This window comes from Shewanella inventionis, assembly GCF_019931735.1.
Classification (GTDB): Bacteria; Pseudomonadota; Gammaproteobacteria; order Enterobacterales; family Shewanellaceae; genus Shewanella; species Shewanella inventionis.
This window is the reverse complement of record NZ_CP082926.1, coordinates 1656936-1682825: the sequence shown is the minus strand read 5'-3', so window position 1 is coordinate 1682825 and position 25890 is coordinate 1656936. Positions and strand designations below refer to the sequence as shown.

21 protein-coding genes and 2 tRNA genes are annotated in these 25890 nt (G+C 43.3%); 1 reads left to right on the top strand and 22 read right to left on the bottom strand.

What is annotated here, in order from left to right; translation table 11 throughout:
- Positions 1–56 precede the first annotated feature (56 nt).
- The 11 genes from infB to rlmE all read right to left on the bottom strand — a co-directional run bounded on the left by infB (position 57) and on the right by rlmE (position 11371).
- Positions 57–2720: a translation initiation factor IF-2 gene (gene infB / locus K8B83_RS07640; protein ID WP_223419482.1), complete on the bottom strand. Its 2664-nt coding sequence runs from the start codon at positions 2718–2720 to the stop codon at positions 57–59.
- Between the two features lie 25 nt (positions 2721–2745).
- Entirely contained in the window at positions 2746–4245 is a 1500-nt protein-coding gene (gene nusA / locus K8B83_RS07635; protein WP_188740908.1) for a transcription termination factor NusA, read from the bottom strand.
- A gap of 31 nt (positions 4246–4276) precedes the next feature.
- Positions 4277–4732, bottom strand: a complete 456-nt coding sequence (gene rimP, locus K8B83_RS07630) for a ribosome maturation factor RimP (RefSeq protein ID WP_188740907.1) — start codon at positions 4730–4732, stop codon at positions 4277–4279.
- Between the two features lie 172 nt (positions 4733–4904).
- A tRNA-Met gene (locus K8B83_RS07625) sits at positions 4905–4980 on the bottom strand.
- Between the two features lie 82 nt (positions 4981–5062).
- Positions 5063–5149 (bottom strand) — tRNA-Leu (locus K8B83_RS07620).
- A 13-nt stretch (positions 5150–5162) separates the two neighbouring features.
- Positions 5163–5498, bottom strand: a complete 336-nt coding sequence (secG, locus tag K8B83_RS07615) for a preprotein translocase subunit SecG (protein WP_188740906.1) — start codon at positions 5496–5498, stop codon at positions 5163–5165.
- A gap of 4 nt (positions 5499–5502) precedes the next feature.
- Positions 5503–6285, bottom strand: coding sequence for a triose-phosphate isomerase (gene tpiA / locus K8B83_RS07610; RefSeq protein WP_188740905.1), 783 nt, complete (start codon positions 6283–6285; stop codon positions 5503–5505).
- Positions 6286–6423: 138 nt separating this feature from the next.
- Positions 6424–7761 carry a phosphoglucosamine mutase gene (glmM, locus tag K8B83_RS07605; RefSeq protein ID WP_188740904.1) on the bottom strand — a complete coding sequence of 446 codons (1338 nt, stop codon included), beginning with the start codon at positions 7759–7761 and terminating at the stop codon, positions 6424–6426.
- A gap of 83 nt (positions 7762–7844) precedes the next feature.
- Positions 7845–8624, bottom strand: coding sequence for a dihydropteroate synthase (gene folP, locus K8B83_RS07600; protein ID WP_283104466.1), 780 nt, complete (start codon positions 8622–8624; stop codon positions 7845–7847).
- A gap of 122 nt (positions 8625–8746) precedes the next feature.
- Positions 8747–10696: an ATP-dependent zinc metalloprotease FtsH gene (ftsH, locus tag K8B83_RS07595; protein WP_188740902.1), complete on the bottom strand. Its 1950-nt coding sequence runs from the start codon at positions 10694–10696 to the stop codon at positions 8747–8749.
- 45 nt (positions 10697–10741) lie between these two features.
- Positions 10742–11371: a 23S rRNA (uridine(2552)-2'-O)-methyltransferase RlmE gene (gene rlmE, locus K8B83_RS07590; protein WP_188740901.1), complete on the bottom strand. Its 630-nt coding sequence runs from the start codon at positions 11369–11371 to the stop codon at positions 10742–10744.
- A gap of 90 nt (positions 11372–11461) precedes the next feature.
- On the opposite strand from rlmE, the gene yhbY reads away from it, so the two are divergent.
- Entirely contained in the window at positions 11462–11764 is a 303-nt protein-coding gene (gene yhbY / locus K8B83_RS07585; RefSeq protein WP_188740900.1) for a ribosome assembly RNA-binding protein YhbY, read from the top strand.
- A gap of 70 nt (positions 11765–11834) precedes the next feature.
- On the opposite strand, the gene secF is transcribed toward yhbY, so the two are convergent.
- From secF to dnaJ, 11 genes are all read right to left on the bottom strand, one after another.
- Positions 11835–12758 (bottom strand): protein translocase subunit SecF, encoded by a 924-nt coding sequence (secF, locus tag K8B83_RS07580; protein ID WP_223419480.1) that lies wholly within the window; start codon positions 12756–12758, stop codon positions 11835–11837.
- A gap of 4 nt (positions 12759–12762) precedes the next feature.
- Positions 12763–14574, bottom strand: a complete 1812-nt coding sequence (secD, locus tag K8B83_RS07575) for a protein translocase subunit SecD (RefSeq protein WP_188740917.1) — start codon at positions 14572–14574, stop codon at positions 12763–12765.
- A 151-nt stretch (positions 14575–14725) separates the two neighbouring features.
- Entirely contained in the window at positions 14726–15295 is a 570-nt protein-coding gene (locus K8B83_RS07570) for a hypothetical protein (RefSeq protein WP_188740899.1), read from the bottom strand.
- A 275-nt stretch (positions 15296–15570) separates the two neighbouring features.
- Positions 15571–16047: a transcription elongation factor GreA gene (gene greA / locus K8B83_RS07565; RefSeq protein ID WP_188740898.1), complete on the bottom strand. Its 477-nt coding sequence runs from the start codon at positions 16045–16047 to the stop codon at positions 15571–15573.
- Between the two features lie 226 nt (positions 16048–16273).
- The gene (gene carB, locus K8B83_RS07560; RefSeq protein WP_188740255.1) at positions 16274–19495 is read right to left on the bottom strand and encodes a carbamoyl-phosphate synthase large subunit; all 3222 of its coding nucleotides are present in this window, start codon (positions 19493–19495) and stop codon (positions 16274–16276) included.
- Positions 19496–19517: 22 nt separating this feature from the next.
- Positions 19518–20675, bottom strand: coding sequence for a glutamine-hydrolyzing carbamoyl-phosphate synthase small subunit (gene carA, locus K8B83_RS07555; RefSeq protein WP_188740259.1), 1158 nt, complete (start codon positions 20673–20675; stop codon positions 19518–19520).
- Positions 20676–20848: 173 nt separating this feature from the next.
- Entirely contained in the window at positions 20849–21661 is an 813-nt protein-coding gene (gene dapB / locus K8B83_RS07550) for a 4-hydroxy-tetrahydrodipicolinate reductase (protein ID WP_188740254.1), read from the bottom strand.
- 72 nt (positions 21662–21733) lie between these two features.
- On the bottom strand, positions 21734–22351 hold the full coding sequence (locus K8B83_RS07545; protein ID WP_188740253.1) for an FKBP-type peptidyl-prolyl cis-trans isomerase: 618 nt from the start codon (positions 22349–22351) through the stop codon (positions 21734–21736).
- 81 nt (positions 22352–22432) lie between these two features.
- Positions 22433–23239 (bottom strand): M48 family metallopeptidase, encoded by an 807-nt coding sequence (locus K8B83_RS07540; RefSeq protein ID WP_188740252.1) that lies wholly within the window; start codon positions 23237–23239, stop codon positions 22433–22435.
- Positions 23240–23336: 97 nt separating this feature from the next.
- On the bottom strand, positions 23337–24569 hold the full coding sequence (locus tag K8B83_RS07535) for a DEAD/DEAH box helicase (RefSeq protein WP_188740251.1): 1233 nt from the start codon (positions 24567–24569) through the stop codon (positions 23337–23339).
- Positions 24570–24677: 108 nt separating this feature from the next.
- On the bottom strand, positions 24678–25805 hold the full coding sequence (gene dnaJ / locus K8B83_RS07530) for a molecular chaperone DnaJ (protein WP_188740250.1): 1128 nt from the start codon (positions 25803–25805) through the stop codon (positions 24678–24680).
- Positions 25806–25890 lie beyond the last annotated feature (85 nt).

Genomic DNA, 25890 nt, shown 5'->3' with positions numbered 1-25890 from the left:
CATAACGTTGGATATACAATCAAAAAGGGCGGCTAATGCCGCCCTTCCAATGGTGCTTATAAGGTGCGAGCTATTTCGACTGTTTCGAAGACTTCAATTTGGTCTCCTACACGTACGTCATTATAGTTTTTAACGCCGATACCACATTCCATACCGTTACGTACTTCTTGTGCATCGTCTTTAAAGCGACGTAATGATTCAAGTTCACCCTCGAAGATAACCACGTTATCACGAAGTACACGGATTGGTGCACTGCGCTTAACAAGACCTTCAGTAACCATACAACCGGCAATAGCACCCAGTTTAGGCGACTTAAACACATCACGAACTTCAGCAAGACCAATAATTTCTTGTTTGAACTCCGGTGCTAACATACCTGTCATCGCAGCACGAACTTCATCAATTAGATTATAGATGATGCTGTAATAACGTAGGTCAACACTTTCTGCTTCAATGGTCTTACGTGCCTGTGCATCAGCACGTACGTTAAAGCCAACTAAAATAGCATTAGATGCAGCGGCAAGTGTTGCGTCGGTTTCAGTTAATGCACCAACGCCACGAGCAATAATGTTCACTTTAACTTCGTCAGTCGACAGGTTAGTTAATGAATCACAAATTGCCTCTAAAGAACCTTGAACGTCCGCTTTAAGTACGATGTTAAGCTCTTGTACTTCACCTTCTTCCATGTTTGCAAACATGTTTTCTAGCTTAGATTTTTGCTGACGAGCTAATTTAACATCACGGAACTTACCTTGACGGTATAATGCCACTTCACGTGCTTTACGTTCATCACGAACCACGGTAGCTTCATCACCTGCTGAAGGCACACCTGAAAGACCTAAAATCTCTACAGGAATAGACGGACCAGCTTCAGTAATGGCTTTACCGTTTTCGTCTTTCATTGCACGAATTTTGCCGTACTCTAGACCACATAAAACGATATCACCTTGGCGTAAAGTACCTTCTTGAACCAGGATAGTTGCCACAGGGCCACGACCTTTATCAAGTTGCGATTCAATCACCACACCTGCTGCCATGGTATCGCGAACGGCTTTAAGTTCTAAAACTTCAGCTTGAAGCAAAATACCTTCTAATAGCTCATCGATACCTTCACCCGTTTTGGCTGATAGGTGAACGAACATATTATCTCCGCCCCAATCTTCAGACATAACGCCGTGCTGTGAAAGCTCACTTTTAACGCGATCAGGATCCGCTTCTGGCTTATCCATTTTGTTAACAGCGACGATTAATGGCACGTTACCAGCTTTAGCATGTTGAATCGCTTCAATAGTCTGCGGCATCACACCGTCATCAGCGGCCACAACAAGAATAACGATATCGGTTGCCTTAGCACCACGAGCACGCATCGAGGTAAACGCAGCGTGACCTGGAGTGTCAAGGAAGGTAATCATGCCGTTTTCAGTTTCTACATGGTACGCACCAATATGCTGTGTAATACCACCGGCTTCGCCAGCAGCAACTTTTGCACGACGGATATAGTCAAGTAGCGATGTTTTACCGTGGTCAACGTGACCCATGATAGTTACAACTGGTGCACGGGACTCTAACTTAATATTTTCATCACGGTCTTGAAGTACTTGGCGCTCTAATTCGTTTTCACGGATTAACACCACTTTATGACCCATTTCTTCTGCAACCATCTGGGCAGTTTCTTGGTCAAGTACTTGGTTAATCGTTACCATTGAACCCATTTTCATCATTTGCTTGATGATCTCAGTGGCTTTAATTGCCATTAAGTGAGCAAGTTCAGAAACGGTTACAGTTTCGCCAATACGTACATCGCGCGTTACCGCTGCTGCAGGTTTGTTAAAACCATGAGCCATTGATTGAGGTGCTGTGCTGCGGTTACGCATGTGTTTTTCACGGCCGTCACGAGCATCTTTACCACCACGTTTTTTATTGGTGTTTTTGTTGCGCGCACGACGACCACGTTTTTCATCATCAGCATCTGAACTGTCTTCAGCAGCGCGAGCTACTTTGGACGTTGTAATATGGTGATCGCTGTTCTTTTCAGCATCTAAACGTTGACGTTCTTCTTCAGCCCAACGCTTTGAGTTTTCTTCAGCTAATTTACGTGCTTTTTCAGCCGCTTTTGCTGCTTCTTCTTTCTGCTTTTGAGCTAACGCAGCTTCTTGAGCTGCTTTTAAGCGTTCAGCTTCAGCTTTTGCTGCTACTGCTTCAGAATCTGTGGCTTTAGGAGCTTTAGGTTCTGTCTTGGCTTTTTCTGATTTCACTTTGGCTTCTGCTTCCGCTTTTTTCTTGGCTTCTGCCTCAGCTTTTGCTTTCGCTTCTGCTGCTGCTTTAGCTTCTGCTTCGGCCTTTGCTTTAGCTTCCGCTTTAGCTTCCGCTTCAGCTTTGGCTTTTTCTTTCGCTTCTAATTCAGCCTGTTTAGCTAAATCAGTATCATCTCGTTTAACAAAAGTACGTTTTTTGCGTACTTCTACTTTAACGTCTTTAGATTGTCCGCCTGTGCTGGCAACACTTAATGTTGACACAGTTTTACGCTGAAGCGTCATTTTAGTTGGAGCAGTATCTGCACCATGCTGTTTTTTTAGAAATTCTAAAAGTTGCTGTTTTTCTTGCTCAGAAACAGTATCTTTTAGCTGTTTCTTAATGCCAGCATCAGAGAATTGTTCGATTAAACGCTCAACCGATTTTCCCACTTCTGCTGCTAATTTTTCTACACTTGTATCTGCCATCAATTAAATCCCCCTGTTGATCGACTTATGCTTCTTCGCCAAACCAACAGATGTTGCGGGCAGCCATAATAAGCTCACCTGCTTTTTCTTCTGTTAATTCTTCAATATCAATTAAATCGTCAATACCTTGCTCGGCCAAGTCTTCTAAAGTCACTACGCCTTTGCTCGCAAGAACATAAGCTAAATGTCTTTCTAATCCTTCCAATGCTAATAAATCATCACTTGGCTCTGCACCATCTAACGCTTCTTCAGTAGCTAGTGCTCTTGTAGAGATAGCAGCTTTTGCACGTTCACGTAATGCCGCAACGATTCCTTCGTCAAAGCCTTCTATTGCAAGTAATTCAGATTCTGGCACATAAGCGATTTCTTCTAGTGAAGTAAAGCCTTCGTCAGCCAGTACCGTTGCAAAATCTTTATCTACATCCAGTGCAGAAACAAACAATTCGATCACTTTAGCACTCTCGGCCTGGTGCTTCTTGTTCATGTCTTCTACTGTCATTACGTTCAGTTCCCAACCGGTTAGTTGAGTCGCTAAACGCACGTTTTGGCCATTACGACCAATAGCCTGTGCTAAGCTGTCTGCTTCAACAGCAATGTCCATAGAGTGGTTATCTTCGTCCACAATAATAGACGCAACATCGGCAGGCGCCATGGCGTTGATCACATATTGAGCAGGATTATCATCCCACATCACGATATCAACACGCTCACCACCTAATTCATTAGATACCGCTTGAACACGTGCACCACGCATACCAACACACGCACCAATTGGGTCAATACGACGATCATTTGACTTCACGGCTATTTTAGCGCGAGCACCTGGATCACGAGCGGCACCCATAACCTCAATCATTTCGTCGTAAATTTCTGGTACTTCAACACGGAACAGCTCAACTAACATATCAGGCTTGCTGCGTGTTAAAAATAATTGCGCGCCACGCGCTTCTGGACGAACTGCGTACAACAATGCACGAACTCGATCGCCTGGGCGGAATGATTCACGGCTAATTAAATCTTCTTTAAATAACACGCCATCCGCGTTGTTACCTAAGTCAACCACTACGCTTTCGCGAGTGCTTTTCTTAACAACACCAGTAACAATTTCGCCTTCGCGTTCAATAAACTGTTCTACTACTTGTGCACGCTCAGCTTCACGCACTTTTTGTACGATAACTTGCTTTGCAGTTTGTGTAGTAATGCGATCGAATGCAACTGAGTCGATTTGATCTTCTACGTACTCACCAGGCTGAATGTCTGGTTGCTCAAAACGAGCGGCTTCTAGGGTAATTTCACTGTAAGGGTTCTCTAATGCTTCACCCTTATCGTCAATCACCATCCAGCGGCGGAACGTATCGTAGTGACCGGTTTTACGGTCAATTGCAACACGAACTTCGATATCGCCTTCGTATTTTTTCTTGGTTGCTGTCGCTAAAGCAATTTCTAGCGCTTCAAAAATTTTCTCGCGCGGAACGCCTTTCTCATTGGAAACCGCTTCTGCGACTAGCAGGATCTCTTTATTCATTTGGTCTTGCCTCGTTCTTCACCTGAAACTATCAAAACTTAGCGATAATGTTGCCTTTGCGGATGTTATCCAAAGCAACAATCAAGTCTTTACCATCAACTTTGATGGTGAGCATTTGCCCATCAACACTAGTGATGACGCCTTTTAAATTACGACTACCCGCAACTGGCATAGTCAACTGTATTTTCGCATCTTCACCGATGTAAGCAGCATACTGCGCAGCTGTAAATAACGGTCTATCTACTCCAGGAGAAGATACTTCTAATGTGTATTCTGTAGAAATCGGGTCTTCAACATCCATAACTGCGCTAACTTGTCGACTGGCTTCTGCACAATCTTCAATGTTGATGCCATTCTCGTGATCAATAAACACACGAAGAATTGAATGACGACCAGCTTGAACATATTCAATGCCCCAAAGTTGAAAACCTGAAGCTTCAACCGGAACCTTTAACATTTCAACTAGCTTGGATTCTATTGTTGCCAAAAATGACCCCCAAAAAAAACAAAAAAAGGGCTAAAAGCCCCAGAGCAACCCGTTAAAAATCACGGATATTTAAAAGTCCATATAACAAAAAACCCCGTAATCACGAGGTCATTTTATTATAGAACCTGTAAATTGTTATTGAGTTTTATATTAAAACTCAATAACAAGGAGCTGGTTGCGGGGGCCGGACTTGAACCGACGACCTTCGGGTTATGAGCCCGACGAGCTACCAACTGCTCCACCCCGCGTCAACTGCATGCAAGTATATTGATTTACGTCATATCTTGCAATAACTAATCAAACACAATCCCTAGTTTGTTAGTTATAATTTGGTGCCGAGAGCGGGACTTGAACCCGCACGTCCGTTAGGACACAGCCACCTCAAGGCTGCGCGTCTACCAATTCCACCACCTCGGCGTCACCTGGTTTACTAGTCAGGAATTTTCGTTTCTGACTGTTCGGTTTGCACAGGCGCTTCATCAATGATTTGCTCTGCTGCAGTACCTAAATCTTCCCATTGATCGTTTTGCTGTGTGTGATTGGCACTTAAATTACCAATCACTAAACTTAATGCGAAAAAACCTATCGCTAACACAGCTGTAGAACGGGTTAAAAAATTGCCTGATCCACTTGAGCCAAATAAGGTGCCTGAGGCACCGGCTCCGAAAGATGCGCCCATGTCGGCACCCTTTCCTTGTTGAATTAAAATCAATCCAACCAAACCAATTGCAACTATCAAATAAACAACTATAAGAACTTCGTACATATTATTACGCGCTCATCGCTATGGTACATAAACTTAAAAACTCAGTAGAGTTCAAACTTGCACCGCCAATCAAACCACCATCAACATCAGGTTGGGCAAATATATCAGCCGCATTGTTTGGGGTAACACTACCACCGTAAAGAATTCTAATATTTTCTCCAATAAATGGAGACACTTCAGAGAGGCGATTGCGAATAAACGCGTGAACTTCTTGAGCCTGCTCTGGTGTAGCGCTTTTACCTGTCCCTACTGCCCATAATGGTTCGTAGGCGATAATTGCGTTATCAAACGCCATAGTACCGTTTTTTTCTATGACTATGTCAAGCTCTTCGGCTATCACTTCAAAAGTGCGTCTTGCTTCTCGAGCTGGACCTGATTCACCAACACACAATATTGGTGTTAAGCCATGTTTTTGTGCTGCAGCAAATTTTTCTGCCACAATATTACTCGTCTCTCCGTACATACGGCGACGTTCGGAATGGCCGATAATAACATATCGACATCCTGAATCTTTTAGCATCTGCCCAGATATTTCACCTGTATAGGCACCAAAGTCATGCTGACTAAGATTTTGTGCGCCCATTCTTACAAGTGCACCATCTAAAGTCTGCTTATTGGCTTCAAGCAGTTGCCTAACGCTTTCAAGATAAATTGAAGGCGGGCATAAAACCACTTCAGCGGAATCATTTTGGAGCTTTGAGGCAAACTTCTTAAATAGTTCTTCTGCTAATGCAGAATTACCATTCATCTTCCAGTTGCCAGCTACCATAGGACGTCTGAGTGCCATCACGGTCTCCTTTGAAAGCGGCGAGAATAATAGCGAACCACTTATCAAGTTACAATAGCTAAAAGGGGAATATTTCAGTTTAATTGTCGAAGCGCTTACTTTTTAAGCGCGATTCGACATTGCTGTATATTCAAATAATTAACATGCTGCTTTTACCGCCTCAGCAATGCTATTTGCGTGTGCAAGTACTTGTGAATGATCATCTCCCTCGACCATCACTCTGATTAACGGTTCGGTGCCCGATTTACGTAGCAGCACCCGACCGCGAGCTCCCAATTGAGCTTCAACCTCTTTTTGTGCCAATTTTACCACGTCGAAATCAAGTGGATTATTTGTACCTTCAAAGCGAACATTAACGAGAACTTGAGGCAACATTTTCATTGGTTCGGTCAGTTGCTCTAACATTAACCCTTGTCTTCTCATTGCTGCAAGCACCAAAATACCGGCAATAATGCCGTCACCTGTTGTGCCATGATCAAGATTTAAAATGTGACCCGAATTTTCACCCCCGATACGCCAGTCATGCTGTTTAAGCATTTCCATAACGTAACGGTCGCCAACATTTGAGCGAACAAATGGAATATCAAGTGCTTGCAAAGCTAAGTCTAACCCTAGGTTAGACATTAGGGTACCCACTACGCCGCCTTTTAAAATACCACGTTTTTGGGCATCTACGGCTAAAATATAAAGTATTTGATCGCCATCGATAACTTCGCCGCGACTATTTACCATCATAATGCGATCGCCATCACCATCGAGGGCAATACCTAAGTCAGCTTTCTCGGCTAAAACGGTTTCACAAATTTTAGCCATTGAGGTCGCCCCCACTTTATCGTTGATATTTAACCCGTTTGGTTTATCTCCAATGGCAATAACATCTGCACCTAATTCTCGAAATACATTAGGGGCAATATGGTAAGTTGCGCCATGGGCACAATCGACGACAATTTTTAACCCTTCGAGCGTATGCTCAGCAGGGAAATTACCTTTACAGTATTCAATATAACGTCCTGCTGCGTCATCAATACGACGAGCTTTACCTAATAAATGTGACTCAACACACACAAGCGGTTTTTCAAGCTCAGCTTCAATTTCAAGCTCAATGGCGTCATCAAGCTTGCTTCCATTTGTTGAAAAAAACTTAATCCCGTTATCGTAATAAGGATTATGTGACGCGCTAATCACTACGCCGGCTTCTGCTCGAAAAGTTCTTGTTAAGTATGCAACGGCAGGTGTTGGCATAGGGCCGAGTAACAACACATTAAGCCCTGCTGCTGACAATCCGGCTTCAAGTGCTGATTCAAATAGATACCCTGAAATACGCGTATCTTTACCAATAATCACCTTTTGAGTGCCATTTCGTGACAACACACGCCCTGCAGCCCAACCTAATTTTAACGCCAGCTCAGGGGTCATTTTTCCGTCACCCACTTTACCGCGAATGCCGTCTGTTCCAAAAAATTGTCTTTGCTTCACAGGTCCCCACTTAAGTGATCCACTTGGTGATAACTAATATGATGATATCAGATGCTTAATGACGTCGAATTCAATAAGCTATTTTATAACTGCGCCATGGTTGCAGACATTACTTTCAGTACATCTACCGTTTCTGTAACATCGTGTACTCGAATAATCTGCGCGCCTTGTTGAGCTGCAATCAAAGCTGCTGCAAGGCTTCCGGCGAGCCTTTGTTCTGTGTCTCGGCCCAGTAAATTACCGATCATGCTTTTACGTGACATACCAACCAATAAAGGCAAATGAAATTCATGCAGTTTTGGCAACATGGCCAATAGGCGGTAATTATGCGCTAAAGTTTTACCAAAGCCAAAACCTGGATCTAAAATTAACCGTTCACGTTCAATGCCGGCAGCTTCACAGTAAGCAATGCGCAACTCGAAAAAAGCTGTAACGTCGTCGACAACATCTTCATAAATGGGTGCGTTTTGCATTGTTTGAGGGTCGCCTTGCATATGCATTAAACAAATGGGTACATCTAGTGATGCGGCCATGGCTAATGCTCCTGGAGCTTGCAATGCGCGTACATCATTTATCATGTTTGCGCCGGCATTCACTGCAGCTTCCATCACTTCTGGCTTGCTTGTATCAATCGATATCCACACATCGTGTGTTTTGGCGGTATATTCTATAATTGGGATAACACGTTCAAGCTCCTCGGCAACAGTAACTTCAGCTGCACCGGGTCTTGTCGACTCACCGCCAACATCAATAATTAAAGCTCCCTGTGAGACCATATTATCTACATGCTGGCATGCCCGTTCAAAACAAGTAAAGGCGCCACCGTCGGAAAATGAATCTGGGGTGACATTCACTATCCCCATAACAACTGGAGCGGCTAAATCAAGAGTTTTATTGGCATGAGTTAATTGGAACACGAGTTATTTCCTACATAAGATTAAAACAAGAAAACCCCTTTCGGGGTTTTCTGTATTCACTAGATTATTTATTTAGCAGGTGATTCATCTGCTTCATTAATATCTGGTTTCGGTGCTTCTTCTGGTTTTTCTTCTTCAACTTTAGGCGCGTTATTTCCGCCGCCCTTATCATCAGTCGAATCATCTACTTGCCAGTCAGCTGGTTGACGTACTTCACGGCGATTCATTAAATCATCGATTTGCAAAGAATCAATCGTTTCATACTTCATTAGGGCATCTTTCATCGCATGTAAAATATCCATATTTTCTGTCAACATGGTTTGAGCACGTTGATAGTTTTTATCGATAAACATTTTGATTTCAGAGTCAATTAATGCGGCCGTGTCACCCGACAGGGCTTTTGACTTACCCATGCTGCGTCCTAAGAAAACTTCGTTTTCTTCTTCAGCATACAATAGTGGCCCTAACTTGTCAGAGAAGCCCCACTGAGTCACCATATTACGGGCAATCGATGTTGCGTATTTAATGTCTTGCGATGCACCAGTAGACACTTTATCACTGCCATAAATAAGCTCTTCAGCTAAACGTCCACCATAAGCCACAGAAATTTGCGACTCTAGCTTGCGGCGGCTTTGGCTAATGGCGTCTGCTTCAGGTAAGAAGAACGTCACCCCTAACGCGCGGCCACGAGGAATAATCGTCACCTTGTGAACAGGATCATGCTCAGGTACTAAACAGCCTACAATTGCATGTCCTGCTTCATGGTAAGCCGTCATTTCTTTTTCAGCCTCAGACATCACCATCGAGCGACGTTCTGCACCCATCATGATTTTGTCTTTAGCACGCTCAAACTCTTCCATACCCACTACACGGCGATTACCACGTGCAGCAAATAGTGCGGCTTCGTTAACTAGGTTGGCTAAATCAGCACCAGAAAATCCAGGTGTACCACGGGCAATAACACTGGCTTTAACATCATCTGACAATGGCACTTTACGCATGTGCACTTTTAAAATCTGTTCACGACCACGTACATCAGGTAAGCCAACAACCACTTGGCGGTCAAAACGACCTGGACGAAGTAATGCAGAGTCCAATACATCAGGACGGTTAGTCGCTGCAATAACGATAATACCTTCGTTACCTTCAAAGCCATCCATTTCAACCAACATCTGGTTTAATGTCTGCTCACGTTCATCATGACCACCACCAACACCGGCACCACGTTGGCGACCTACAGCGTCAATTTCGTCGATAAAAATAATACAAGGCGCTGATTTTTTAGCTTGTTCAAACATGTCACGTACACGAGATGCACCAACACCGACAAACATTTCAACGAAATCAGAACCAGAAATAGTAAAGAAAGGCACTTTTGACTCACCAGCAATCGCTTTAGCAAGCAACGTTTTACCCGTACCTGGTGGCCCAACCATTAATACACCTGTTGGAATACGGCCGCCTAATTTTTGGAACTTAGTAGGGTCACGTAAATAATCAACTAGTTCTTTTACTTCTTCTTTTGCTTCGTCACAACCAGCAACATCGGCAAAAGTGGTTTTGATTTGATCTTCGCTCATCAATTTGGCTTTACTCTTACCAAACGACATAGCGCCCTTACCGCCACCGCCTTGCATTTGACGCATGAAGAAAATCCATACACCAATCAGCAGCAACATTGGGAACCACGATATAAAGATTTGGGTCAGGAAGCTTGATTCTTCAGCTTCTTGGCCTTTCATGGTGATACCTTTACGGTCAAGATCGTTAATTAAATCTTGATCATACATAGGCATAATTGTGGTGAACTTTTCGCCGGTACGTTTAGTCCCTTCAATCGTCCTTTGGTCGCTTTTTATTTCAACCGTGTTGATTTGACCATTTCGAACATTGTCCAAAAAGGCTGAATAATCCATCTTCTGCGAATTCGAAGAAGAGGGGGAATAACCCTGAAACACTGACATCAGCACAACAGCGATGACAACCCAGAGTATTAAATTTTTTGCCATGTCACTCAAATTACTAGACCTCTTGACAGTCCTGCGATTATTAACGTTAGACTACTACAACTTGTAACCAGTCGCCACTAGATAGACTTCTCGAGAGCGCGCTCTAGAGGAGTCTGGTTTTCGGGTTTTCACTACTTTGAATGCCTCTTTAACTGTTTTCATGTACTCGTCAAAGCCCTCCCCCTGAAAGACCTTAACAGCAAAACAGCCATTAGGCGCCAACACCTGGTGACACATATCTAGTGCTAACTCCACTAAATACATGGCTCTTGGTTGGTCAACAGCATCCGAACCACTCATGTTCGGTGCCATATCTGATAGTACCACATCCACTTTATCTTGCCCTACTCGGTCAAGCAATGCTTGTAATACTTTGTCTTCTCTAAAATCACCTTGCAGAAAATCAACTCCCACAATAGGATCCATAGGTAAAATATCGCACGCGATAACTTTACCTTTATCTCCTGCTAATTTAACCGCAACTTGTGACCAACCGCCAGGGGCAGCCCCCAAGTCAACAACCGTCATGCCAGTTTTAATTAAATTATCTTTTTGTTGGATCTCTTCTAACTTAAATGCAGCACGTGAGCGTAACCCCCGTTTTTGCGCTAATTTCACATAGTGATCATCAAAATGCTCTTGCATCCAACGAGTCGAGCTCGCCGTACGTTTTTTGGTTACCATTTAAATTCCGCAACGATTCAGAGTTACATAAGCCTTATATAAGGGTAGAATACTCGTTTTTCAACAGTAACTCAGCAAAAGTTGGTACAAATGAACTTAACAACCAAACAAAAACAGCATTTAAAAGGTCTGGCGCACAGTCTAAAGCCAGTGGTGCTGCTTGGTGGCAACGGACTGACTGAAGGTGTTCTGGCTGAAATTGATAGCGCTCTTACACATCATGAATTGATTAAAGTGAAAGTAGCCTCTGCGGACAGAGAGCTAAAAAATGCCATCGTTGACGCCATTATACGTGAAACCCAGTCTGCGAAAGTGCAACTTATCGGTCATGTATTAGTTCTCTTCCGTCATTCGCCAGAAATGAAGATTGCCTTACCTAAAGCCAAAAAATAGTAAAACATTCATCATCAAAAAGCCGCTGATTTTAGCGGCTTTTTTATGAAAAATAATTAATCGACTGTTTTTATGGCGTATCAGGTAAAGGCGCTATCACATAATGTTCAGCCTTTAACCCCAAAAACTCAGGTAAAGTAGCACCAACCGATACCGACGACCAAGTGCCGGTTAAAATTCCGATAAACATCGCTATTGAAAACCCCTCTAAAGGAGTGCCGCCCATCATCCACAAGGCCACAACTGTGAGTAAAGTTGTTCCCGATGTCACCATGGTACGAGAAAAAGTAGACTTTACCGCTAAATTATTAATATCGGTAATATTCCATTGTGGTTTGGCAATGAGTTGCTCGCGTACTCTATCAGCAATAATAATGGAGTCATTAAGCGAATAGCCTAATATGGCTAAAATTGCGGCAAGTACTGTTAAATTAAACTCCATTTGGCTCAATGCAAAAAAGGCCAGCACAAACACCACATCATGGACTAATGCAAATAGTGCCCCAGATGCAAGACGCCATTCAAATCGATAACTTAGATATCCCATGATACACAGCATAGCAACCAATAAAGCGAGTCCGCCTTGCTCAACAAGCTCTTGCCCCACTTGCGGCCCAACAATACTACTATTAAGCACGGTAATATCACTGTTTAATGGTGCTAATACTGTTTGTAAGTGTGGACGCTGATTTTCATCAGCAATATTGGCATAGCGCAGCACCCAACGACCAGGTTCACTGGCAGATATCACACTGACCTCCTGTTGGTAGGCTGCAGTCATTAATGGTTGAATTTCACTGGCGCTAATACGTTTATCTATTTGAATTTCGGTGACGACTCCGCCGGTAAAATCTAACCCCCAGTTAAATCCTTTTACGCCTATAACGGTTAATGATAGCAACATCAATACTATTGATATCAAGCTTGATGCATAACGCCATTTGGTTAAATAACCTAACCCCTGTGAAGAATCGTTCATTGTCTTTGAATTCATTGTGTTACACCTTAATAGCGCGACGAGTGTCACGGCCATACACTAAATTAATGATTGCACGAGAGGCAAAAATGCCAGTAAACATACTGGTTAATAACCCTAACCCAAGCGTTAATGCAAAACCTTGAATAGGCCCATTACCAATTGAAAACAACACTACCGCAGTAATCATTGTGGTGAAGTTAGCATCTATAATGGTTGAAAAAGCGCTGTCAAAACCCACATCAATCGCACTGGCAAAACTGCGCCCCTCCGCTAACTTATCTTTAATACGTTCAAAAATAAGCACGTTAGTATCAACAGCCATACCGACAGTAAGTACTAACCCAGCTATGCCTGGCAAAGTCAGTACAGCGCCAGGAATAAGTGCCAGTAAACCAAATAACATCACCATATTGGCAACCAATGCAACGTTTGCAACCCAGCCTAAACGGCGATACCAACATGCCATAAATAACAAGGTTACTGCCATGCCAAGTGCTAAAGCGGCAAATCCGTTAGCTATATTTTCAGCGCCTAAACTTGGCCCAATGGTTCGCTCTTCTACAATGGTTACGGGAGCTGTCATAGAACCGGCTCTTAGCAACAAAGCGAGTTGTTGCGCCTCTTGATGCGAACCCGCCCCCGTAATCTCAAATTTGCTGCCCAGTTGGCTTTGAATCGTCGCAACACTGATAATTTTAGTGACTTGCTGAGCTTGGCCTTTATCATTTCGGCTGTATTCGCTGTATGCGGTTGCCATGGGTTTGCCAATATTGTCACGAGAAAACTCAGACATTAATTTACCGCCAGTGGCATCTAAACTAATGTTGACTTTTGACATGCCAAAATCACCCACTGCAGCTCTGGCATCGACAATGTGTTCACCACTTAGCACTGGTCTTCTTGACACATATACAGGTTTGTTCAATTCATCTTTTAGCACTAAAGCATTTACCGATCCGGTTTCGGCCACTGGGTAAAAAGCCAGACTAGCTGTTGCACCAATGACATTTTTAGCCGTGGCAGGATCTTGCACCCCGGGGAGCTCAATACGGATTCGGTTTTCACCTTGACGCTGAACTAATGCTTCTGTGATCCCCAACTCTTCTATTCTGCTGCGCATAATTTGTAAGTTTTGTTGAACCGTTAAATTAGTTAGCTTTAATTGCTCATCGTCACTTAGTACCACGCTAAGAGTGTCCTGTTGCCCACTCACCTGCCATAAAGGATATTGTTGAGATAAAAATTGTCTAATTTGCCCTTTATGGGCTTGTTGAGATGTTTCAATATGGACTTCTGCACCAATGCCTTGTCGAACACGAACACCGTTTATGTGTTCTTCGCGAACAAATTGTTTTACCGAATCACTGACCATTACGGCTTGATTTTGAAAGACTAACCCTAGATCCACATCAAGCAAAAATTGAACACCACCGCGTAAATCTAGGCCAAGTTTAATCGGTGCAAAGCCCATGTCTAGCAACCAATTTGGCGCGGCAGGGTATAAAGCTAATGTCACCTGGGCTGTGTCAGAAAATGATTTAGACAGAATATTTTTCGCTAAATTTTGCTGTTCAGCTTGCGCGAAAACAACCAGAACATTTTGTTGCTGTTGTTCAATGCGCTTACTTTTTATTCCTGCATTATTTAATACTTGATAGACCTGTTCAGATGACAATGTATTCGGTTTTTTAGTGATTAATTGCACCGCGGCATCTTCACCATACCAAGATGGCAAGGCACTGAAAAAAAGGATTACCAAGGTGACAATAAGCACCCAATACTTCCAAAGCGAATATTGATTAAGAGATTTATTTAATGGTTTATTACTGATTATTGATGTCATAACACTTGCTCTCACTACATCATGACGCTCTCGTCATGATAGAAATATATAGCGAGCGATTAAAATGCGTATTGCCGTTTTTCGCCCACAATAAATATCATTAGCCTAGCTAATGAAACGTGTAGTCAAAGAAATGCTTTTAGCAGGTATGAGCGTGCACGAAGAGTAAGTTTGATTCTTTCCAAGCGGAAATACGTGAAGGACCTGAAGTTGCTGATAATACCCAGTCTAACTGTGGGCTGAAATTAATTTGATAGCCAATTTCCAAGCTTGGAACCGGCGGTGAAACAAACTCATAGGCTAATAGATAATTCGGGTTAACTTCTTCAGGTTGATGCTGAGCAAGGTTAATATAACGCGCAGAATATGTCGGTACATAATGGATGTCATTTGAAGTAGGTTGCGGATTAATATCTGTATTATCACTGTCAACGCCAACATAACCTAATAATGTTGTTTTTATATCTATTAAGCCAGGATTTCTCACAACATTATTTGCAGTGGTATCAACGCCAAAACTATCAAGATTATTAACCTGATTAGCTTTAGTGGGTAAATCGCAATTAGCCAAATTCTGTGAGGGTGTTACCACACAATCACTCAATAAAACGGAATTAATTTGCGGCATACTGAGTTGAGCCGTCGACATGATTAAGACACGACCATTGATAAGGAAGAGTGACCCCAACCCTACAATAAGTAACATCATTAATATACGAGCCCAAGGAAACGTCATTTATACCTTTATGCATTAGCCTAGATGTGCATTTTCATTAAACTACCTATTGTTTTAAGTTGATAAAACAATGGGGATGTAACGATAATGTAACGAAACCCGATAGTAGCGATACCATAGTTAATACGCAAATGAATTCTTATACATGTAACAACAAAAAACACTTACTGTCAGCAGTAAGTGTTTTTATTCGATGGCAGGTTATTATCAGCGCAGTAATTTGTCTAAACGACAAACAACTAATCAACCTAGATATATTTAACAGATATGATTTCGTAGTCAGTTAAACCACCTGGGGTGGTAATTGACACTTCATCACCTTCACTTTTACCAATTAAGCCGCGGGCAATAGGTGAGTTAACTGAAATAAGATTTTGTTTAATATCTGCTTCATCATCACCCACAATGCGATATGTCATTTCAACATCAGTATCAATATTTAAAATCGTTACTGTTGTACCAAAAATCACTCGGCCAGTATTTTCCATCGTTTTAACGTCGATGATTTGTGCATTTGAAAGCTTGCCTTCAATGTCACGAATACGGGCTTCACAAATGCCTTGCTCTTCACGGGCGGCATGATATTCAGCATTTTCTTTTAAATCACCTAATTCACGTGCTGATGCAATGGCTTCAGTAATTTTTGGACGGCGATCAAATTTTAAGATCTCTAATTCTTTACGTAGTTGATCAGCACCAACTACTGTCATTGGAACCTTACTCATAATGTCTTTGTCTCCTTTAAAAACAAAAGCATCCCGTGTTAGCTAATGCCAACACAGTGAAAAATCTATTGGAAATACGCAATCGAGTTTGGCTGCGTCTTTGGGATGCATCTCTTCGATGATTGCAGACAGCTTACCTAAGCTTTTAACGACTTGCTAGTGATCCATCATCAAAATGTCATAAAAAAGGTCGCCAATTGGCGACCTTTTAATAACGCTTTATGGTTTAACTAACTATTCGCTTGTGAAGTTCTTGTACTGAACTCACTTTTACGCGGTCATCGGCAGCATGTGCAAGACAAGTTGCAAAGGCAGCGTTCAGTGTAGTGGTGTAATTTACTTTATAACGAAGTGCACCACGGCGAATTTGACGAGAGTCTTCAATTGCTTGGCGACCTTCGGTGGTGTTGACGATATAAGTGTATTCACCGTTTTTGATGCGGTCCAAAATGTGCGGACGGCCTTCATGTACCTTGTTCACCAAGCGAGGGTTAATACCTGCTTCACCCAAGATAATGGCAGTGCCGTGAGTCGCATCAATTTCGTAACCTAATTCAATCAACTTAGAGGCTAAGTCTGCAACACGTTTTTTATCACTGTTACGCACAGATAATAAAGCACGGCCTGATTTTGGCACTTCTGACGTCGCGCCAAGTTGCGCTTTTGCATAAGCTTCTGCAAAGGTATCACCCACGCCCATCACTTCACCAGTAGAGCGCATTTCTGGCCCTAATAATGGGTCAACACCTGGGAACTTATTAAACGGTAATACCACTTCTTTCACCGAGAAATAAGGTGGAATCACTTCTTTAGTAAAGTTTTGCGACTTTAAGCTTTGCCCCGCCATAACACGTGCTGCAATTTTAGCTAACGGTACGCCTGTGGCTTTAGAGACAAACGGTACGGTACGAGCAGCGCGAGGGTTAACTTCAATCATGTAGATTTCGTTATCTTTTACTGCAAACTGTACGTTCATCAAACCAACAACACCCAGCTCAAACGCAAGTTTAGACACTTGTTCACGCATTCTTGCCTGAATATCAGCGCTTAACGTGTAAGGTGGTAATGAACAACCAGAGTCTCCAGAGTGAACTCCTGCTTGTTCGATGTGCTCCATGATGGCACCCACAACCACAGTTTCACCGTCACACACAGCGTCAATATCCACTTCAATCGCATCGTCTAAGAAATGGTCAAGTAACACTGGTGATGCGTTAGATACTTTAACGGCTTCGTTGAAGTAACGTAGCAAGTCTTGTTGGTCGTATACGATTTCCATCGCGCGGCCACCCAACACATAAGATGGACGAACCACTAACGGATAGCCAATATTTCCAGCTTCAATCACAGCACTTTCAACTGTAGTGACTGTCGCGTTTTGTGGTTGGATCATGTTTAAACGTTGAATCGCTTGTTGGAAACGCTCGCGATCTTCTGCACGGTCAATTGCATCAGGGCTAGTACCAATAATAGGCACGCCTGCAGCTTCAAGGGCGCGGGCAAGTTTCAATGGCGTTTGGCCACCGTATTGCACAATCACACCTTTTGGCTTTTCGATACGCACAATTTCAAGTACGTCTTCTAAGGTTACAGGCTCAAAATACAAGCGGTCAGAGGTGTCATAATCGGTTGATACCGTTTCAGGATTACAGTTAACCATAATGGTTTCGTAACCGTCTTCACGCAGCGCTAATGCAGCATGAACACAGCAATAATCAAACTCGATACCTTGGCCAATACGGTTTGGACCACCACCTAACACCATGATTTTGTCACGGTTTGAAGGGTTGGCTTCACATTCTTCTTCGTATGTTGAGTACATGTAAGCTGTGTCTGTCGAAAACTCAGCAGCACAGGTATCGACACGCTTATAAACTGGGTATATGTCGTAACGATGACGTAGTTTACGTAATTCAGAATCACTAACGCCTAGCACATCAGCAAGACGAGCATCAGCAAAACCTTTACGCTTTAATTTACGTAAAATGTCTTCGTTTAAACCAGACATGCCTAACTCAGCCACTTTGGCTTCATCTGCAATTAGGTCTTCAATTTGAATCAAGAACCAGTGATCAATATTGGTCAGCTTGAAGATTTCATCGCGTGATAGACCTGCACGGAATGCATCAGCAATGTACCAAATACGGTCACAACCCGGCTCTTTAAGCTCAAGACGAATGCGCTGTAAGCCTTCTGCAGACTTATAATCAACGATTGAGTCAAAACCATTACGACCCACTTCAAGACCACGAAGCGCTTTTTGTAACGATTCTTGGAAAGTACGGCCAATGGCCATGACTTCGCCTACTGATTTCATTTGCGTGGTTAGACGGTCGTTTGCACCGGCAAATTTTTCAAAGTTAAAGCGCGGAACTTTGGTTACAACATAATCAATTGCTGGCTCAAACGACGCAGGCGTTTTACCACCAGTGATGTCGTTGCTAAGTTCATCTAATGTAAAACCAACCGCTAACTTAGCTGCAATTTTGGCAATAGGGAAACCCGTTGCTTTAGATGCCAATGCAGATGAGCGTGATACACGCGGGTTCATCTCAATGATCACCATACGGCCAGTATTAGGACAAATACCAAACTGCACGTTTGAACCGCCCGTTTCAACACCAATTTCGCGCAGTACTGCTAATGAAGCATTACGCATTAATTGATATTCTTTGTCGGTTAGGGTTTGTGCTGGCGCAACAGTAATCGAGTCACCGGTGTGTACGCCCATTGGATCAAAGTTTTCAATTGAACACACGATAATGCAGTTATCGTTGCGGTCACGAACCACTTCCATTTCGTATTCTTTCCAACCAATTAATGATTCATCAATCAATAATTCGTTAGTTGGTGACAAATCTAAGCCTTGAGAACAAATTTCCTCAAACTCTTCTTTGTTGTAAGCAATACCACCGCCGCTGCCACCCATAGTGAAAGAAGGACGGATAATACATGGGAAACCCACCATGTCTAATACGCCATAGGCTTCTTCCATAGAATGAGCAATACCAGCACGCGGACACTCAAGGCCAATGGCTTTCATTGCTTTATCAAAACGGCTACGGTCTTCGGCTTTATCAATTGCGTCAGCCGTTGCGCCGATCATTTCTACGTTAAACTCTTTCAGTACGCCCATTTCTTCAAGCTTGAGCGCGCAGTTTAATGCGGTTTGTCCACCCATGGTCGGTAGGATCGCATCTGGGCGTTCTTTAGCAATAATGTTGCGTACAACTTCCCAGTGAATTGGCTCAATGTATGTAGCATCGGCCATTTCTGGATCTGTCATAATGGTGGCTGGGTTAGAGTTAACTAAAATTACTCGGTAGCCTTCTTCACGAAGGGCTTTACAGGCTTGAGCACCTGAGTAATCAAACTCACACGCCTGACCAATTACAATTGGGCCTGCACCTAGGATAAGAATACTTTTAATATCTGTACGTTTTGGCATTGCGTCATCTTCTCCCAGATAATTACTTAGCGTGCTGACGGTAATGTTCAATAAGCTCGATGAAATGATCGAACAGTGGCGCGGCATCATTTGGACCAGGGCTTGCTTCAGGGTGACCCTGGAAACTAAACGCTGGCTTATCGGTTAAGTGAATACCTTGAAGTGATCCATCAAATAATGATTTATGCGTCACTTTAATGTTGGCTGGCAATGTCGCTTCATCAGCAGCAAAACCATGGTTTTGGCTGGTGATCATTACATTGCCTTGCTCAATATTGCTCACTGGATGGTTGGCACCGTGGTGACCAAATTTCATTTTTAAGGTTTTAGCACCTGACGCTAAGGCAAGTAACTGATGGCCTAAACAAATACCAAATACCGGCGTGTCGGTTTTTAAGATTTGTTGAATAGCTTCAATCGCATAGTCACAAGGTTCTGGGTCACCTGGGCCATTTGAAAGAAATACCCCATCTGGGTTCATCGCTAATACGTCTGCTGCAGAAGTTTTAGCGGGTACAACTGTCACATCACAACCACGATCCACCAGCATGCGCAAAATGTTGCGTTTTACGCCGTAATCGTAAGCAACAACCTTGTATTTAAGTTCAGACTCTGGTGTATCAGAAGGTAAACCACCAACTAATTTCCAACTGCCTTTACGCCACTGATAAGTGTGGTCAGTAGTGACTTCTTTAGCTAAATCCATGCCTTTTAAGCCAGGGAATGCTTTTGCTTCCGCTAAGGCTTTTGCTTCGTCTAGGTCACCCACCATAATACAACCGGCTTGAGCACCTTTTTCACGCAAAATTCGAGTTAGTTTGCGAGTATCTATGTCCGCAATACCAACTACATTATTCGCTTTTAAATAATCGCTTAATGATTGTTGATTACGGAAATTACTCGCCATAAGCGGTAAATCACGAATGATTAAGCCACATGCATGAACCGAATCCGATTCTGTGTCTTCATCATTGGTACCTGTGTTACCGATGTGAGGATAGGTTAATGTTACTATTTGGCGTGAATATGAAGGATCCGTAAGAATCTCTTGGTAGCCAGTCATTGAAGTGTTAAATACCACTTCACCAACAGAAATACCGGTAGCACCAATTGCTGTGCCAGAGAATACGGTTCCATCTTCGAGTACGAGTAAGGCAGACTGTGTCAACGCGACCTCCAGAAAAGAGCCAAGCCACTGAAATTATGTGTTTTTATTTTGCACTAAGATACCAACTTCCGCTTTATTACGAAATTTTGACAAATTCTGACGATTATATAAGAAATTGGTTATAGCGTCTATATTAAGCAGGATTGTTTTCAAAAAAAAACACCAATCAATGGTGTTTTTTATTGTCAATGCAACCCAAGCACTTGTTGCATGTCATACAGACCTGCATTTTGATCTGACAGCCAATAAGCGGCTCTCATCGCCCCATTAGCAAAAGTCATTCGACTCGATGCTTTGTGGGTAATCTCTAACCTTTCACCAATATCTGCAAACATAGCAGTGTGTTCACCGACAATATCACCTGCACGGACGGTCGCAAAACCAATGGTTTTTGGATCGCGCTCACCTGTGATACCTTCACGGCCATACACAGCACATTGCTCTAAATCGCGGCCTAAAACATCGGCGATAACTTCACCCATTTTTAGTGCTGTACCCGATGGGGCATCTTTTTTATGGCGATGATGTGCTTCTATTATTTCGATATCGGTATAATCACCCATTACATGTGCAGCTAATTCAAGCAGCTTCCACATTACGTTAACGCCTACAGACATGTTTGGCGCAAGTACAACGGGTACCTGTTCAGCATAGGCACTAATTTGCTCTTTTTGAGCATGGTTAAAACCTGTTGTGCCTATCACAATGGCTTTATGGTTTTTAGCACACCAATCAAGATGAATAATAGAAGACTCTGGAGAGGTAAAATCAATCAGTACATCAAAGTCGTTAACCACCTGTTCGAGTGAATCAGTGATTGCCACATTCATGGTGCCTACACCAGCAAGCTCACCCGCATCAACGCCAACAAGACTTGAACCTGCTCGCTCAACCGCAGCACCAAGTATAATAAGCTCTTGCTGTTTAGCAGACTCTATTAACGTACGGCCCATACGGCCACTGGCACCCACTACAGCAATTCTTACTTTGGCTGTCATAAACATCTCCCAGTGTTGACCTAAAACAGCGTATACAAAAACGCCTAAGTTAACTTAGGCGTTTTTAATGTGTTAGATAATATCCAACAACTCAACTTCAAATACCAAAGCTGAGTAAGGCGGGATTGAAGCACCCGCACCACGCTCACCGTATGCTAAGTGATGTGGAACATACAATTTAAGCTTAGTACCTACAGGCATTAACTGTAGCGCTTCAGTCCAACCTGCGATAACGCCAGAAACAGGGAACTCAGCAGGCTGACCGCGAGTCACAGAGCTGTCAAACACATCACCATTTAGGAACGTGCCGTGGTAGTGAGTGCGAACAGTTGAATCATATGTTGGCTTTTCGCCATCACCTTGTACTAATACTTCATATTGAAGGCCTGACTCAGTTACTATCACACCATCACGCTTTGCATTTTCAGCTAAAAATGCATCACCTTCAGCACTTGCAGCAGCGGCAGAGGCTTCTTGTGCTTCTTGTAAACGACGGCTAATTTCAGTAAAAGCAACTTGTAGCTCTTCCATTGTTACTTGGCTTTCTTTACCGGCAAATGCATCAGCAAGACCAGCTTGAACAGCAGGGATATCAATACCTTCAAAAGAATTTGCAGCTAGTTGCTCGCCCATTTGACGACCTACACCGTAGCTTGCATGCTGTTCCATAGTGCTGAACAAATCTGACATAATAAAGTTTCTCTCAATAATTCATTAAAAATTCGCACGAGAGTTTATCACAATAATCTCCTCTCATGTTGGCAAAAAACGTTATTTAACTTGAGCAATTTTACACTCAGTCAAAGACTGTTTTCTTGCCTGTGTATAAAGCGGCATCACTTGAATTTGAGCCGCTTGTAAATCTTCTATGCGATGACTGTGAGAAGGATGGGTCGACAATAACTCAGGACCTTGCGCTCCCCCTGCTTTAGCCATATTTTGCCATAGTGTAATACTTTGAGCAGGATTAAACCCCGCCTTAGCCATCAGTTCAAGCCCGACAATATCAGCTTCAGACTCTTGGCTTCGGCCAAACGGTAAAATAATTCCCACATTAGCACCTAACCCCAGTGCCGCCATGTATAAATCTTTATTGGCTACACCAGATGCGCCAATTGCAGCATCGGCTACTTGCATGCCAAGACCCGTTAACTGAGCGCGCGACACTTGCTCGTTTCCATGTTGCGCTAACACATGAGCCACTTCATGGCCCATCACAGTCGCTAATTGATCTTGATTGGTCGCCACTTTTAATAAGCCGGTATATACCCCAATGTGCCCGCCAGGTAGAGCAAATGCATTGACTTGTTCTGACTCAAACAACACCACATCCCATTGCTGAGATTGATCTGGCAGTACATCGATAATACGTTTTGCTACACAATTGACGTAATCAGTTTGGGCTTTATTTTGGCTAATCTTTTCATTTTGTTTCATGGTCTCAAACGACTGAGCGCCCATTTGTTGCATTTGCGCATCAGAAAACAACAAGGTTTGTCCACGTCCAGTCGGCGATTGGTTATTAACACAACCTGACAATAAAGTAGCAGCCAAAAATGTTAGTGCAACAGCTTTCATCGTCTCTTCCTTTAACAATAAGTGACTAAACATAATCCATAACTTAGTTTATTTTATACTAATCTAGATTACGAGTGCATCATTTGCACAGGCTAAACTAACGTGTCGGCTTGCGCTTAGCAAAATCACTCGCACTGCGTTTATTCATGGTGCGGCGGTTAGCTTGTTTATCGCGCGGTGCGCGTTTACTGCTACCGCTTAAAGGCTTATCTGTCACCGCAAAACCAGCAAGTTCATTTAAAGGCAAAGCTTGAGTGGTTAAGGTGTTAATTGCCTCCAAGTAAGCCAATTCTGAATGACTCACCAATGACAACGCCACACCAGTGAGCCCTGCGCGAGCAGTGCGGCCAATACGGTGCACATATACAGATGCTTGAGCGGGTAAATCGAAATTAATGACCACAGGTAGCGCATCGATATGAATGCCGCGCGCTAGCACATCGGTAGCCACTAATACGCTAAGCTGTCCCGATTTGAATTGCTCAAGTGTTTGACTGCGCAGCACTTGCTCTTTGTCACCGTGAAGCGCAGCGGCTTTGACACCTGCTTTAAGCAGTTTTTTACATAAGGTGTCGGCATCAGCCTTTGCATTGACAAACACCAACACCTGTCGCCATTGATGTAAATCGATTAAGTGGATTAACGCTTGCGCTTTGCTGCCTTTATTGACGTGATAAACGACTTTCGCGATATCATCAACCGCACTATTAAGTACCTGAGCTTCAATACGCACATGTGTTGCAGACAGTATTTGCTGAGCCAATTGAGTTAATACAGCTGGCATGGTGGCCGAAAATAGCACTCTTTGCCCCGCAGGCATCATGGCTATAAGCATTTTAATATCATTAATAAAGCCCATATCCAGTAATCTATCGGCCTCATCTAGCGTCACGCTTTGCACATGGGTAAATTCAACCACGCCTTGTTGCACTAGTGCTAGTAAGCGACCCGGTGTCGCCACCAGCAAATTGGCAGGAGTGGTTAATCGTTCAATTTGGCACTCAATCGCTTCACCGCCACATGCATGCTCAACACGTAAACCAAGCGCTTGTGCTAAGAGGTTGAGGTTTTGAGCAACTTGTACAGCTAACTCTCTCGTGGGAACAATCACAACCGCCGATAAAACCGATGTTGAATGCTGGCTAATACGTTGCAAAATAGGTAAACCATATGCATAGGTTTTACCACTACCAGTTTGCGCTAACGCCAACACATCTTGCCCTGACAACACTGCAGGTATGGCTAATTGCTGGATACGACTAGGTTCGATAACTGCTTCTGGTAATGCAGCTAATACCTTTGGATTGAGCGAAAAAACTGAAAATGCCATGAAGATACCCCATAGTCGCGAATACAGATAATATCTATTCCATACCCCCAACAAAAAAGGCTGCTTACCGCAGTAAACAGCCTTCCAATGATGCGCAAATTAGCGTTATTAACTGTTTAGGTCTTGAAAGAACTTTTTAACCCCATCAAAAAAGCCTTCCGCTTTTGGGCTGTGCTTTTTTGATTCGCCAGTTAGTGTGGCTTCAAACTCACGTAATAGCTCTTTTTGCTTGTCGTTTAAGTTCACCGGCGTTTCCATAACCACTTTACACAGTAAGTCACCTACTGCATGGCTACGTACCGATTTAACCCCTTTGCCACGCAAGCGGAACATACGTCCTGTTTGGGTTTCGGCAGGGATCTTAAGGCTCACTTTACCGTCAAGTGTAGGCACCTCAATCTCGCCACCTAACGCGGCTTTACTGAATGAGATTGGCACTTCGCAGTAGAGGTTGTTTGCATCACGGGTGAATATAGCATGTTCTCGTACACTGACCTGAACGTATAAATCACCTGGAGGCGCACCGAATTCACCTGCTTCGCCTTCACCAGAAAGACGAATACGATCGCCGGTATCAACACCTGCAGGAATTTTAACAGACAGTGTTTTGCTCTTTTCAACACGGCCTTCACCATGACACTTACCGCACGGATCTTTAATAATTTTGCCGCGTCCATGACAGGTAGGACAGGCTTGTTGCACAGCAAAGAAACCTTGGCGCATTTGTACCTGGCCTTGGCCATGACAGGTGCCACAAGTTGTCGCTGAGCTGCCTTTTTTAGCACCGCTGCCATCACACAGATCACAAGCCGCCAATGTTGGAATTCGCAGCTCTTTGGTTAAGCCACGCACAGCTTCCTCAAGTGATAACTCAAGGTTGTAGCGTAAGTCGCTACCACGAGCAGCTTGACGTTGACCACCACGGCGTCCGCCACCAAAAATATCTCCAAATACATCACCAAAGATATCGCCGAAATCACCATGACCACCGCCATGACCACCACGATTAGGATCAACCCCTGCATGACCAAACTGATCATAAGCGGCTTTTTTGTCGCTGTCGGTTAATATTTCGTACGCTTCTTTAATTTCTTTAAAGCTGGCTTCTGCGGCTTTATCTCCAGGGTTACGGTCTGGGTGATACTTCATCGCTAAGCGTTTGTACGCTTTTTTAATTTCACGTTCACTGGTGTCACGAGAGACACCAAGAACTTCATAATAATCACGCTTTGACATAGTGTTCTGTTTCTCGAAGGTATGAGTAAATTGTTAAAATCAATTTATACAAACGGGCGTGTGAGGATAGCCCCAACGCCCGCTT